At 58.5% G+C, this 11962-nt stretch carries 14 protein-coding genes and 1 pseudogene; 5 read left to right on the top strand and 10 right to left on the bottom strand.

Features of this window, described 5'->3' with window-relative positions; all coding sequences use genetic code 11:
• Positions 1-75 precede the first annotated feature (75 nt).
• A pseudogene (locus tag JSY17_RS04595) lies at positions 76-357 on the top strand (transposase); the annotation flags it as partial.
• Positions 358-516: 159 nt separating this feature from the next.
• Here JSY17_RS04595 and JSY17_RS04600 read toward each other — a convergent pair.
• Together JSY17_RS04600 and JSY17_RS04605 are read right to left on the bottom strand one after the other, a co-directional pair.
• A complete protein-coding gene (locus tag JSY17_RS04600; protein ID WP_117182980.1) occupies positions 517-1605 on the bottom strand; it encodes an LLM class flavin-dependent oxidoreductase in 1089 nt (362 codons plus the stop codon).
• Between the two features lie 120 nt (positions 1606-1725).
• Positions 1726-2649, bottom strand: coding sequence for a DUF4123 domain-containing protein (locus JSY17_RS04605; protein ID WP_206402068.1), 924 nt, complete (start codon positions 2647-2649; stop codon positions 1726-1728).
• 408 nt (positions 2650-3057) lie between these two features.
• Here JSY17_RS04605 and JSY17_RS04610 point away from each other — a divergent pair, with 408 nt between their 5' ends.
• Together JSY17_RS04610 and JSY17_RS04615 are read left to right on the top strand one after the other, a co-directional pair.
• On the top strand, positions 3058-3360 hold the full coding sequence (locus JSY17_RS04610; RefSeq protein ID WP_117182978.1) for a SelT/SelW/SelH family protein: 303 nt from the start codon (positions 3058-3060) through the stop codon (positions 3358-3360).
• 99 nt (positions 3361-3459) lie between these two features.
• The gene (locus JSY17_RS04615; protein WP_117182977.1) at positions 3460-4281 is read left to right on the top strand and encodes a UDP-2,3-diacylglucosamine diphosphatase; all 822 of its coding nucleotides are present in this window, start codon (positions 3460-3462) and stop codon (positions 4279-4281) included.
• A 6-nt stretch (positions 4282-4287) separates the two neighbouring features.
• Here the strand turns inward: JSY17_RS04615 and JSY17_RS04620 are convergent, their stop codons facing one another.
• Complete coding sequence (locus JSY17_RS04620) at positions 4288-4599, bottom strand: DUF962 domain-containing protein (RefSeq protein ID WP_117183013.1); 312 nt, start codon at positions 4597-4599, stop codon at positions 4288-4290.
• 57 nt (positions 4600-4656) lie between these two features.
• The gene (locus JSY17_RS04625) at positions 4657-6111 is read right to left on the bottom strand and encodes a TrkH family potassium uptake protein (protein WP_025261224.1); all 1455 of its coding nucleotides are present in this window, start codon (positions 6109-6111) and stop codon (positions 4657-4659) included.
• 162 nt (positions 6112-6273) lie between these two features.
• Here JSY17_RS04625 and JSY17_RS04630 point away from each other — a divergent pair, with 162 nt between their 5' ends.
• A complete protein-coding gene (locus JSY17_RS04630) occupies positions 6274-6834 on the top strand; it encodes a nitroreductase family protein (RefSeq protein WP_117182976.1) in 561 nt (186 codons plus the stop codon).
• A gap of 33 nt (positions 6835-6867) precedes the next feature.
• Here JSY17_RS04630 and JSY17_RS04635 read toward each other — a convergent pair whose 3' ends face one another.
• The 6 genes from JSY17_RS04635 to JSY17_RS04660 all read right to left on the bottom strand — a co-directional run bounded on the left by JSY17_RS04635 (position 6868) and on the right by JSY17_RS04660 (position 11026).
• Positions 6868-8208, bottom strand: a complete 1341-nt coding sequence (locus tag JSY17_RS04635) for a sensor histidine kinase (RefSeq protein WP_206402069.1) — start codon at positions 8206-8208, stop codon at positions 6868-6870.
• An 80-nt stretch (positions 8209-8288) separates the two neighbouring features.
• Positions 8289-8750 (bottom strand): Spy/CpxP family protein refolding chaperone, encoded by a 462-nt coding sequence (locus JSY17_RS04640; protein ID WP_117182974.1) that lies wholly within the window; start codon positions 8748-8750, stop codon positions 8289-8291.
• A 142-nt stretch (positions 8751-8892) separates the two neighbouring features.
• On the bottom strand, positions 8893-9570 hold the full coding sequence (locus tag JSY17_RS04645; RefSeq protein WP_206402071.1) for a response regulator transcription factor: 678 nt from the start codon (positions 9568-9570) through the stop codon (positions 8893-8895).
• Positions 9571-9577: 7 nt separating this feature from the next.
• A complete protein-coding gene (locus JSY17_RS04650; RefSeq protein ID WP_117182973.1) occupies positions 9578-9988 on the bottom strand; it encodes a translation initiation factor 2 in 411 nt (136 codons plus the stop codon).
• Between the two features lie 137 nt (positions 9989-10125).
• Positions 10126-10425: a YciI family protein gene (locus JSY17_RS04655; protein ID WP_117164088.1), complete on the bottom strand. Its 300-nt coding sequence runs from the start codon at positions 10423-10425 to the stop codon at positions 10126-10128.
• Position 10426: 1 nt separating this feature from the next.
• A complete protein-coding gene (locus tag JSY17_RS04660) occupies positions 10427-11026 on the bottom strand; it encodes a septation protein A (RefSeq protein WP_117182971.1) in 600 nt (199 codons plus the stop codon).
• Between the two features lie 67 nt (positions 11027-11093).
• Between JSY17_RS04660 and JSY17_RS04665 the strand changes: the two genes are divergently transcribed.
• The gene (locus JSY17_RS04665; protein WP_117164089.1) at positions 11094-11957 is read left to right on the top strand and encodes a PHP domain-containing protein; all 864 of its coding nucleotides are present in this window, start codon (positions 11094-11096) and stop codon (positions 11955-11957) included.
• Positions 11958-11962 lie beyond the last annotated feature (5 nt).

Consider the following 11962-nt stretch of genomic DNA (forward strand, 5'->3'; position numbering starts at 1 on the left):
TCTACGGCATCATCCAGAGGCGAAATAGCATCATCAACCAAAGCGCAGTGTCCACTTGACACTTAGAAGGGCGTCCAAGGATGGCACTACCGTTACCCAGACTACTGCCAGCGTCTGAAGGAAGCGGGCCTGGAACAGAGCATGTCACGCAAGGGTAACTGTCTGGACAACGCGGCCATGGAGAGTTTCTTCGGCACGCTGAAATCAGAGTTTTTTTACCGGGAACGCTTCGACACCGTAGCTGATTTACAAAAAGGACTGGATGAATATATCCACTACTACAACCACGAACGTATCAAAATGAAGCTCGGAGGCCTGAGTCCTGTGGAGTACAGGACTCAGGCTGAGGTAGCCTAGCTACAAACTGTCCAACTTTTGGGGCGCAGTTCATGTCTCTGTAGGAGGCAGCTTGCTGGCGACAACGGTGAAGTCGCCAGCAAGCTGCCTCCTACAGTCCTCTTACAGACTTGCAACACTTAATGCAGACACAGCCAATTCATTCACGAAAAAAACCGATCAGGCAACCTGTTCCCGAGCCTGACGCTCGCGCTCTGCAACCAGTTCACGGGTCAGCGGGATCAGCTTCTTGCCGTAATCGATCGCATCGTCCAGCGGATCGAAACCCCGGATCAGGAACGTGGTGATTCCCAGATCGTAATAGTCCAGCAGGGCTTCAGCGACCTGTTCCGGTGTCCCTACCAGCGAAGTGGAGTTGCCCTGGGCGCCGAGAAGGCCCGCAATGCCGGTCCACAGGCGCTTGTCCAGGCGCGCACCTTGAGCCGCCGCAGCCAGCAGGCGGCGTGATCCTTCATTCGGCGGTTCGCGGCGTACGAAACCATTGCTCTGAGCCAGGGCAGTGGCTCTTTCCAGAATACTGTCGGCCCGCGCCCAGGCTTTCTCTTCGGTCTCCGCCAGGATCGGGCGCAATGACAGGCTGAAGCGAATGGTACGGCCATGCTTTGCCGCTTCGGCGCGAACCTGTTTGACGACGTCGCGCACCTGTTCGTAGGTCTCGCCCCACAGCGCATAGACATCGGCATGCTTGCCCGCAACGGCAATGGCAGCCTGCGACGAACCGCCAAAGTACAGCGGGATATGCGGCTGCTGGGGTGATTTGACCAGCGAATGAGCGCCTTCGAACTGGTAGTAAGTACCTTGATGATCGAACGGCTTGTCGCTGGTCCACTCCTGGCGAACCACGCTCAGATATTCATCGCTGCGGGCATAGCGTTCGTCCTTGCCGATATGACTGCCATCGGCGCGCAGTTCCGTGTCATCGCCACCGGTGATGATATGCACGGCGGTGCGCCCGCCATTGAAGACATCCAGCGTCGCGAACTGACGCGCAGCCACGGTCGGGGAAATGAAGCCCGGACGATGGGCAATCAGAAACTTGAGTCTGGTCGTGACGCTGGCGGCATGGGCTGCAACGAAAGCACTGTCAGGGCTATTGGAGTGATACGCCACCAGTGCCCGGTCGAAGCCTGCCTCTTCATGAGCCCTGGCGACCTTTTCCACGTAATCGGGCTGTATGGTCGGGCCGCTGCGTGGATGGATTTCTGATCCGGGTTGGGTGGCGATATAGCCGATGAATTCGATGCTCATGACAACTCCTGCCAATGGTTGAGGTCCGTTCGACCCTGTCCACAGCACCATAAGGTGCTGCAGCATCTCCTGTGAAATTCGATTTTCGTCTAAGTTAATTATAAAAAATATGCATCATATTTATTTTGGATAATCAGTTAATTGGAGAGTCTCGTTTGAGTGGCAATTGATGCGACGGCTCTGCTCCTGGCGTGCGTATTCGGCGAGCGCTTCGACACGAACTTCTGGAGGCAGGCGTACCTTTTCGGGAAACTGCTTCAGCCAGCACTGGTAAGGGCTTTCAATCCGATCCATGAAGTCCAGGCCCCAGGTATGACAGATATCCGCCCAGGCGATGAAGGAGTAGTCACTTGCCAGCCCCCATGCCCGGCCTTTTTCCAGTACCTGTTCCATCCAGTTCTGGACCTGTTCGCCGGTCTGATTGGCGAACACCGATGGGTGATGATTGGTGAGCCATTCATGAAGTTGCTCCATGAACAGCCAGTGGCAAGCCTGCTCGAAGGCAGCCAGTTGCGGCTGGCCTTGCAGCGCAAAACGCGGGTCCCAGTCTTGAGGCGGGTTGTTGTGGCTAAAGCGGGTGAAAGGGGGATCAGGCTGAGGGTGCCAGCAATGAATCGGTGTCTTGACCCATAAGTCGGTGACCGGACCCAGCAATGAGTCCAGATGGTCCTGGGGATAGCTCGACAACCAGAAATACGTCACGACAGGGTCGGCAAAGCGCAGCAGGCTGCTGTTGCCCATATGGTCCGGCGGCTGGAGAAAGTGGCGCAGGTGGCTGGCGACGGTGCGCAAGGGGGCCTGACTGGCGAAGACACTGGCATACAGATGCTGGGCCGGAGTCTGTTGCCATTCGGTTATCAGGGCAGTGCCGACAGGCGCATGTACCAGAATCGGTCCTTGCTCCTTGACAGGTTCCAGACCTGTACACAGGTAAAGCGGCAGGATCTCCAGAGGCTCGCCTCGTTGTTGCAGTTGGCAAATGACATTCGGGCGCAGAGCACCATCAATCAACATGTAATTGGCCTGGTAAGCAGGTGTGAACATCCCTTGTTCCTTCGTTCTTGCAAGCGACGCTGCTCGCTGAATGGCATTGCCTCTATCAAGAGTCATGCCTGAATTTATTTCCCTATTTAAATCAATGTTTTAACTTTTTAATGAGCAGTTTTTGGCTGTTTCTTGGGCAATTTCTCCGGATAGACTGCGCAAAAAAATGCGCACGTGCGCAATATCGTGCGCACTTGGATGGCGGGCTTGATCTGCAAGGGATGTAGCGATTTGCAGGGTGTTTTTTTGCAGAGGGCGTGCGCAGTACATTGCGCATCAAGGCTTGTGGCTACTATTGATAGGTGGGCAGTTAAAAAATGGAGTTCCACAAACGTCATGAAAACAAGGAATGTTTATCATGTGCCCTATCGTGGGTATATCAATTGATTTGTCTTGAAGAGCTCGCTCATGTCACTCGAAAAAGCTGAAGTCGTCATTACCTATTGCACCCAGTGCCAGTGGCTGTTGCGCGCAGCCTGGCTGGCCCAGGAATTGTTGAGTACGTTTTCGGACGATCTGGGCAAGGTTTCTCTGGAGCCGGGGACCGGCGGAGTGTTTCGCATCACCTGTGCGGGCGTACAGATCTGGGAGCGCAAGGCCGATGGGGGCTTTCCTGAGGCCAAGATTCTCAAGCAGCGAGTACGCGATCAGATCGACCCCCTGCGCGATCTGGGGCACAACGACAGGTCGGGTCAGTCAGAAACCCCGTAAAAGCAGTGCTGGCGCTTTGTCACTGCACGGTCATGAGAGCGTCACACTCAATTAACCCGCATGCCGCACTCTCTTGGAAAACCTGCCGGAGGTCTTCCCATGAGCAGTGCTCAGCTTGCCAAACCCAGCTCCAAGCAACGTGTGCGGACCTTATGGATTTCCGATGTGCATCTGGGCACTCGCGACTGTCAGGCTGAGCATCTGTCGGCTTTTCTCAAGCGTTATCAGGCCGACAAGGTCTATCTGGTAGGCGACATCATCGACGGCTGGAAACTGCGCAGCGGCATGTACTGGCCTCAGGCGCATACCAACGTGATACGCCGCCTGCTGACCATGAGCAAGCGCGGCACCGAGGTGATTTATATCACCGGCAATCATGATGAGTTTCTGCGCCGTTACTCGAAGCTGATCCTGGGCAATATCCAGTTGGTGGACGAGATCGAGCACGTCACGGCCGATGGCCGCCGCTTGCTGGTGATTCATGGCGACCAGTTCGACGTCATCACACGCTATCACCGCTGGCTGGCCTTTCTGGGAGATTCGGCCTACGAATTCACGCTGACCCTCAATCGCTGGCTCAATCACTGGCGGGCAAAGTACGGTTACGGCTACTGGTCGCTGTCGGCGTACCTGAAGCACAAGGTCAAGACCGCCGTGAACTTCATCAGCGACTTCGAGGAAGCCATTGCCCATGAATGCGTGAAGCGAGGGCTCGATGGCGTGGTGTGCGGGCACATTCACCATGCTGAAATCCGCATGGTCGGTGAGGTGGAATACCTCAATTGCGGCGACTGGGTGGAGTCCTGCACCGCTCTGATCGAGCATCTGGACGGCACCATCGAACTGTTTCGTCTGGCCGACGCGCACATTCAGCAGAAGGCTGCTGCGCAGCAGGAGCCTGTCGCTGAATCCGTCCTCTGATTCTGTCTAGAAGGGCACCTTGCCCAGCAGCATGTCCCGGTACATGACGAAGTCGCCGAGCAGGCTGTAGAACGGATGCCTGAAAGTGGCAGGCCGGTTTTTCTCGAAGAAGAAATGCCCCGCCCAGGCAAAGCCGTAACCGGCCACTGGCAGCAGCCACAATAGCCACCATCGGCCACTGCCGATGCCGAATGCCAGCAGGAAAATCACCAGACTGGTGCCGATGAAATGCAGGCGTCGGCTGGTGCTGCTGCGGTGTTCCTGCAGATAGAAAGGATAGAACTCGGCGAAGCTGGTGAAGCGTTTGACGTGGTCCATGATGCCCACCCTCATGTCAGCTTGCCCCAGTCTAGCCGAGAGAGGGTGAGCCCTGCATCAATGTCGCCAGAACGCCGGTACGCAAAGTACCAGCACGGTGATGATCTCCAGGCGCCCCAGCAGCATGCCGGCGGACAGAATCCATTTCGCAGCATCCGGCAGCGTGGAGAAGTTGCCGGCTGGCCCGATGATTTCACCCAGGCCCGGCCCCACGCCGGATACCGTGCTTGCCGCGCCGGTCAGGGCTGTCATCCAGTCCAGGCCCAGCAGTGAAAGCAGCAGGGCGATGACGCAAATGGTGATGGTGAAGAAGAACGAAAAGGTCAGAATCGAGCGAACGATCTCGTCGTCCAGCCTGTGCCCGTTGTACTTCTGCTTGATGACCGCCCGCGGGTGGATCAACTGATTGAGGTTGGCCTTGAGCAGGATGTAGGCCACCTGAAAGCGGAAGATTTTCACGCCGCCCGCCGTCGAGCCGGAGCAGCCGCCAATGAAACCCAGATAGAAAAACAGCATCAGCGAGAAATTGCCCCACAGGCTGTAGTCGCCCAGGGCGAAGCCGGTGGTGGTGACCACCGAAGTCACGTTCAGGGCCACATGGCGCAAGGCGTCGCTCCAGGGCAGATCGGTTGTGGCACCGTACCAGAGGGTCATCATGAGCCAGGTCACCAGCAGCAGACCGATCAGGCCCTGAACCTGTTCATCCTTGATCAGTGCCTTGCGATTGCCGCGCAGGGTTGCCACGTACAGCGTAAAGGGCAGGCTGCCGAGGATCATCACCACGATTGCGACCCAGTGCACCGCCGGTTGCGGCCACTTTGCCAGAGAAAGGTCGGACGTGGAGAAACCACCCGTGGAAATGGCCGACATCGCATGGTTTATTGCGTCGAACAGGCTCATGCCCGCTGCCCAGAACGCCAGACTGCCCAGGGCGGTAAAGCCGACATAGGCGAGGACGATGAACTTGGCCACCATGTGCGAGCGTGGCATGACCTTTTCGGACCGGTCGGAAGATTCGGTCTGGAACAGGCGCATGCCGCCGATGCGCAACAGCGGCAGAATCGCCACTGCCATGCCGATGAAGCCGATGCCGCCCAGCCAGTGCAGCATGGAGCGCCAGATCAGAATCCCCGGCGACATGCTGTCCAGATTGCTGAGTACGGTCGAGCCGGTGGCCGTGATGCCCGACATGCTTTCGAAAAACGAGTCGGTGTAGCTGATGTGCTGGGTCAGCAGGAAGGGCAGGGCAGCGAAGATGCAGACGATGATCCAGCTGGAAACCGTGAGCATGTACATGTCCCGTGGGCGCAGATGCACATGCTCCGGTCGCCCCGGCACAACCAGGGCCAGACCCGCGATAAAGGTGATGGCGCTGGCCCACAGAAAGGAACGCAGGTCTTCGAAGCGCTCGTAGATGACCAGTGTCGCCATGGGCACGATCATGGCGACTGCCAGAGTGATCAGGAATATGCCGATGATGAAACCGATGATGCGAAGGGTCGGCAACGCCATGAACTGCTCGGACTGAATAGGGAAAGGCGGGTATTTTACCTGCGCCTGAAGGCATGTAAACCGACAGGCATGACTCATCGATGGTAAGTAATCGGTCAGCGTGCTCGTTATTGACTCTGAACACACTTTAGAATGCCCGATCAATTTTCAAGGAGGTCGCCCATGGAGGCACTCGACGTTTTGCTCAATCGTGTTTCGGTACCGCGATTGGTCGATCCCGCTCCGGATGCTGCACAGCGGGAAATCCTGTTTGGCGCAGCCTTGCGCTCACCCGATCACGGCCAGTTGCGGCCTTATCGTTTCATCACGGTCGAAGGCCCGGCTCGCGAGCGCATGGGTGAACTGCTGGTCGAGGCTCTGCAGCAGAGCGGTGGTGAAATCACGCCTCAGGCTCTGGACAAGGCGCGTCTCGGACCGCTGCGTGCTCCGCTGGTGGTCGTGGTGGTTGCGCGCTTGCAGGACCATTTCAAGGTGCCGCGCAAGGAGCAGTTGATCACTGCTGGCTGTGCCGCGCATGCCGTGTTGCTGGCCGCTTATGCCCAGGGCGTCGGCGCAGTATGGCGTACTGGCGATCTGTCTTACTCGCCCCATGTGGCCAAGGGGTTCGGGCTGGCCGACGATGAAGAGGTCATCGCCTTCCTGTATCTGGGCACGCCGCAGAACCCGCCACGTGAAGCACCGAAAGTGGATGTGGGTGGTTTTGTCAGCGAGTGGCAGGGCTGATGGCCGGTCGCTCGGATGAGCGACCGGAATCGATCAGTTTGTCTGCGGGTTGACGGGCTCAAGCGGTATTTCCAGCGTGGCGAGGAAACCGCCTTCAGGGTGATTGCCCAGTGTCAGGCTGCCGCCATGACGTTCCGCGGCCCGTTTGGCGATGGCCAGTCCCAGGCCGTGGCCGGGTGCCGTCTGTCCGGGCGCGCGATAGAACGGCTCGCCCAGTTGTGACAGATGTTCCTGGGCGACGCCGGGGCCACGGTCGCGCACGCTCAATCGAACATGATTGTCCACGCGCATGGCCTGCACATCGATGGTCTGCTCCGGCGGATTGAAGCGCAGGGCGTTGCGCAGCAGGTTGTCCACCGCGCGCTCGAGCATGTCCGGCCAGCCTTGCAGTTGCAGGTTGTCCGGCACCTGAATCCTGATGTTCTGAGGCTCGTCTTCCAGTTGCGTGTCGTTTTTCAGACGCTGCAGCATGCTGCCCAGATCCACAGGCTCCGGGCCGCCAAAATCGGCATCCAGACGGGCCAGGGCAAGAATTTCGCTGATCAGTGCTTCCAGGCGGTCGCATTCGCGGCCCAGACGAGGCCAGAGTTTTTCCCGCTCTGCCGGTTCTGCCCGTTCGGCCAGTGCCAGAGCAATGCGTAGTCGCGCCAGGGGCGAGCGCAGTTCATGCGACACATCGCGAAGCAGTTGACGCTGGCTGCCGATCAGGCTTTGCAGGCGTGCGCCCATGCGGTTGAAGTCGGTCGCCAGTACTCCGAACTCGTCTCGGCGGTTGGCCAGTTGTGCCAGGCTGTGCTGCTGATAGCTGGTCTGCCCCAGGTCATGCACGGCTCCGCGCAGTCTGCTCAGTGGCCGGGTGATGGAGAGTGTCACCAACAGACTGAACAGGGTCAGCACCACCAGCGCGATACCCAGCGCGCTCAGCGGCCACATCAGGCTCTGGCGGTGCCAGTCCTCGATTTCTGGATGCGGGATACGAAAGATCAGCAGGTAAGTGATGCCGGTATTGTCGCTGGTGTATTCGGTGGTCAGGCGACGCCATGGCAATTGACGCGAGTCGTCCTGCTGGCGGGCTTCAAAGGCTGCTGCCCGGGGAGGAAAGGTGCCGAGTACCACTGGCTCGCCATTGTCATTGAGCACCTGCACATCGATACGGTTACGGCGCTTTACGTTCTGCAGATAGTCCTGAGCCGTGGCTGCGCCTTGCTCTTCATAGATTTGCACCCATTTTTTCGGCAGTTCGTTCAGGACCGGGTGACGACTGAGAATCCAGGCATCCTGATTGAGCATATGCCCAAGCAGAATCGACAGGCCTGCAACCAGGGCAATGGCTAACCAGAAGCTGGCCAGTATTCGCCAGAACAATGAACGCACAGGATGACCTCAATGGAGAAACCCGACATGCAGCAAGCATGTCGGGTTTGAGTGACGGGAGCAAATTCGCAGTCTGGCGATTATTGCGCCTTTTTGTCCTTTTCCGCTTTCCAGGCTTTGAATTCGGCCCATTCTGCGCGACGTTCTTCCTGCTTCTTGCGAATCTCGTCGAATTCCTTCTGCTGATCCGGTCTGAGCAGGGCGCGGATCTCGCTGTCGGTCTTGGCCCGTCTGGCGTCCAGTTCGTCCTTCATGGCTTTCTGGTCTGCCGGGGAAAGCTTGGCCAGGTAGCGCTCGGTGACGTCGCGGCGGTTCTTCATCTGCTCGCCCAGCAATTTACCGATGTCATGGCGTTGTTCGCGAGTCAGGTCCAGGTCGGCAAAAGGGCCGGGACCACGTCTCAGTTCCGGGCCAGGGCCGCGATCGCGATCCGCATGCAGGCCTGGAGCGTCGGCCTCAGGGCCGCCTGGTGGCGGTGGTACGGCCATGGCGACGGTAGGCAGGGCTGCCGCGAACATCAAGGCTATGAGTGTCTTGCGCATGGTGAATCTCCTTGTCTCTGGTGCGGCTCGTTGCCGTTGGAGCCCAGTTTAGGGAGATCAAGGTCAAGGGCGGTCAGCGCTGGGTAAAGCTTGTGTAAAGCGAATCGGCACCCGGATTTACCGAGGCGCCGAGGCTTTTGCTTCACAGGCTGTAGTAGTAGCCGCGGCTGCGCAGCGCCACGATACGAGGCCGGCCATCGGGATGCGGGCCGATCTTCTTGCGCAGGTTACTGACATGCATGTCCAGGCTGCGGTCATACAGCGTCAGTTTGCGCCCCAGTGCCAGTTGCGCCAGCTCCTGCTTGTCCAGAGGCTCGCCGGGCTGACGCAGCAGCGCTTCGAGCAGGCGGCTTTCGGAAATGGTCAGGGTCAGTTCTTTTTCGTCGATGCTGACTACGCCACGTACCGGGCTGAAGCACAGGTCGCCCAGTTCAAGCTGGCTGGGTGTGGCGACCGGATGGCTGCGGCGCAGTACGGCGCGCAGCCTGGCGGTCAGTTCCCGTGGGTCGCAGGGTTTGGCCAGATAGTCGTCGGCACCCAGTTCGAGGCCGAGGATGCGGTCCAGCGGTTCGCCCCGGGCCGAAAGCATGACGACAGGAAGCTCGGGGTGATCGGTGCGCAGCTGCTTGAGCAATTCAAGGCCGCTGCCATCGGGCAGCATCACATCCAGCACCACGGCGGACGGAGAGGTTTCGGCCAGTGTCCGACGCGCACTGTGGCCGTCGTGACAGGCCAGGACCTGAAAACCTTCCTGGTTCAGCCAACTGCTCAGAAGCTCGCACAGCTCCTGATCATCATCAATTAGTAACAGCTCGCTCATGACTCACTCAATTTAGCCATTGCTGACGTTGCTTACGTCGACCGCCGACAAATATACCGCACACCAGGGCTGTTACCGCAACGCCACCGCCTGCAATGAACCATTGTTGCTGTTCGGTTAGCAGGTGTGAAGAGGCGATGGATTGCGCTTCCTTGAGTTGCAGCTTGAGTCTCTGGTTTTCCTGACGCAAACGTGTCAGTTGCGCGCTTTCACGCTCGGCCGCGGCATTCTGTGCCTGTCCGAGCTGTTCTTCACGCAGGCGCTCGCTTTCCCTGAGGCGCTGTTCAAGCTCGGCAATACGGCTGGCAGAGCTGGGCAGGTGCAAGGCCTGCGCGGTGTCGGAACCGCTGCTTTCCTCGGCATGGACTGCACTGTTTACCGCTAACATCATCAACAGACACAACGCACCTGAACGCATCTGAACTCCCTTGTATAGAGACGTTTCTATTCAAAATATCGAGCAGGTTGTCGGCAGGGAGGCGGGAATGATGAGCATTGCAAGGCAGGATGACGCTGACCGATCCTGCCCGGGCGGACAGGATCGGGGTGTTGCATTTATGGCAGGACTTGTTTGAACGGCTTGACCACAACATTGCCATAGACGCCTGCGGCAACGAACGGATCGGCCTTGGCCCAGGTTTCGGCGGCGCTCAGGGACTCGAACTCGGCGACGATCAGGCTACCGCTGAAGCCGGCCGGGCCCGGATCATTGCTGTCCACGGCGGGATGTGGACCAGCCAGCACCAGACGGCCTGCATCCTTGAGGGCATTGAGACGCTCCAGGTGAGCAGGGCGTACGCTCAGGCGTTTCTCCAGCGAGTCGGCAACATCTGTAGCAATGATGGCGTAGAGCATGTCAGTCCTCGGTTTTGGTGGTGGAAGAAGGGGCGGCGTCACTCAGGTGACGGCTCAGATAGATGCCTTGAGCCACCAGGAAGATCAGGGTCATGGCCAGACTGCCGAAGACTTTGAAGTCGACCCAGAAGTCCTGATAGGTAAAGGCCACATAGAGATTGGCTGCGCCGCAGAAAACGAAGAACAGGACCCAGGCAATGTTGAGTCTGACCCAGACGGCAGCAGGCAGGGTCAGGGCATGGCCCATGACGCGCTGGATCAGCGGGCGATCACCGATGAAGTGGCTGCCGGCAAATGCCAGGGCAAACAGCCAGTTGACCACCGGAGCCTTCCATTTGAGGAAAGTTTCGCTGTGAAAGGCCAGGGTCAGGCTGCCGAAGACCAGACAGGCTATCAGGGTCAGCCATTGGCTCTTTTCCAGTTTGCGCTGTTTGACGTACAGAATCCCGTAGACGACCACGGAGCTGGCGATCAGCATCGCGGTCGCACTGAAAATCCCGCCCAGCATGTAGCTGTGGCCCAGGATGTCGACGGCTTGAGGTTCGGTCTTGTAGACGATGAAAAACAGGATCAGCGGGATGAAGTCTATGAATTGTTTCACAATGGCAGCCAGAAGCAGGATGTGACGGCATAATAACAAACATCAAAGACAGCGATAGCTCCCGAATATGAATGTTGACCTGCACTGCCACAGCACCGCGTCGGATGGCTCTCTTGCGCCAGCGGCCGTGGTTGCCCGTGCCTATGAAAACGGTGTGCGGGTGCTTTCGCTGACCGATCATGACACGGTCGAAGGCCTCGAAGAGGCCCGTGCGGCCGCGCATTCTCTGGGGATGCAGCTGGTCAATGGTGTCGAGCTGTCCTGCACCTGGGGAGGCGCAACCATTCATATTCTGGGCTACGGATTCGACGTGAAAGCCCAGGCGCTGGTGGATGCAATCGAGCGTTTGCACGAGGGGCGCTGGCTGCGAGCCGAGGAAATCAGCCGAAAACTGGCGCTCAAAGGTATGACCGGGGCGCTGGAAGGTGCCCGGGCGATCCAGCAGGAGCTGGGCGATAGCGGCAATGCACCGGCACGGCCACACTTTGCCGACTATCTGGTGCGTGCCGGTTTTGTAAAGGATCGCGCCGAGGCTTTTCGCAAATGGCTGGGGGCAGGCAAGCTGGGGGATGTGAAGCAGCATTGGCCGACCCTGGACGAAACCGTCGCCACTTTGCGGGCTTCGGGTGCCTGGGTCAGTCTGGCACATCCATCGCATTATGACTTCACGCGCAGTAAACGGCGTAAACTGGTCGCCGATTTCATCCAGGCTGGTGGCCATGCCATCGAAGTGGTCAATGGCATGCAACCTGCCGATCAGGTCGGAACCCTGGCGATACTGGCTCGTGAGTTCGGTCTGCTGGTCACCGCCGGCAGCGATTTCCATGGCCCTGGCGCCTGGTCCGAGATCGGTATATACCGGCCATTACCCGAGGATCTGCCGCCATTGTGGTGCAGATTCAAACATGAACAGCCTCCAGCCTCCGTCTGAACAGG

The organism is Pseudomonas capsici (assembly GCF_017165765.1).
In the GTDB taxonomy this organism is placed as follows: domain Bacteria; phylum Pseudomonadota; class Gammaproteobacteria; order Pseudomonadales; family Pseudomonadaceae; genus Aquipseudomonas; species Aquipseudomonas capsici.

Excerpts from the sequence above, each read along its gene's own strand:
- JSY17_RS04600 (WP_117182980.1), bottom strand. The coding sequence starts at position 1,605 with ATGAGCATCGAATTCATCGGCTATATCGCCACCCAACCCGGATCAGAA.
- JSY17_RS04605 (WP_206402068.1), bottom strand. The coding sequence starts at position 2,649 with ATGTTCACACCTGCTTACCAGGCCAATTACATGTTGATTGATGGTGCT.
- JSY17_RS04610 (WP_117182978.1), top strand. The coding sequence starts at position 3,058 with ATGTCACTCGAAAAAGCTGAAGTCGTCATTACCTATTGCACCCAGTGC.
- JSY17_RS04615 (WP_117182977.1), top strand. The coding sequence starts at position 3,460 with ATGAGCAGTGCTCAGCTTGCCAAACCCAGCTCCAAGCAACGTGTGCGG.
- JSY17_RS04620 (WP_117183013.1), bottom strand. The coding sequence starts at position 4,599 with ATGGACCACGTCAAACGCTTCACCAGCTTCGCCGAGTTCTATCCTTTC.
- JSY17_RS04625 (WP_025261224.1), bottom strand. The coding sequence starts at position 6,111 with ATGGCGTTGCCGACCCTTCGCATCATCGGTTTCATCATCGGCATATTC.
- JSY17_RS04630 (WP_117182976.1), top strand. The coding sequence starts at position 6,274 with ATGGAGGCACTCGACGTTTTGCTCAATCGTGTTTCGGTACCGCGATTG.
- JSY17_RS04640 (WP_117182974.1), bottom strand. The coding sequence starts at position 8,750 with ATGCGCAAGACACTCATAGCCTTGATGTTCGCGGCAGCCCTGCCTACC.
- JSY17_RS04645 (WP_206402071.1), bottom strand. The coding sequence starts at position 9,570 with ATGAGCGAGCTGTTACTAATTGATGATGATCAGGAGCTGTGCGAGCTT.
- JSY17_RS04650 (WP_117182973.1), bottom strand. The coding sequence starts at position 9,988 with ATGCGTTCAGGTGCGTTGTGTCTGTTGATGATGTTAGCGGTAAACAGT.
- JSY17_RS04655 (WP_117164088.1), bottom strand. The coding sequence starts at position 10,425 with ATGCTCTACGCCATCATTGCTACAGATGTTGCCGACTCGCTGGAGAAA.
- JSY17_RS04665 (WP_117164089.1), top strand. The coding sequence starts at position 11,094 with ATGAATGTTGACCTGCACTGCCACAGCACCGCGTCGGATGGCTCTCTT.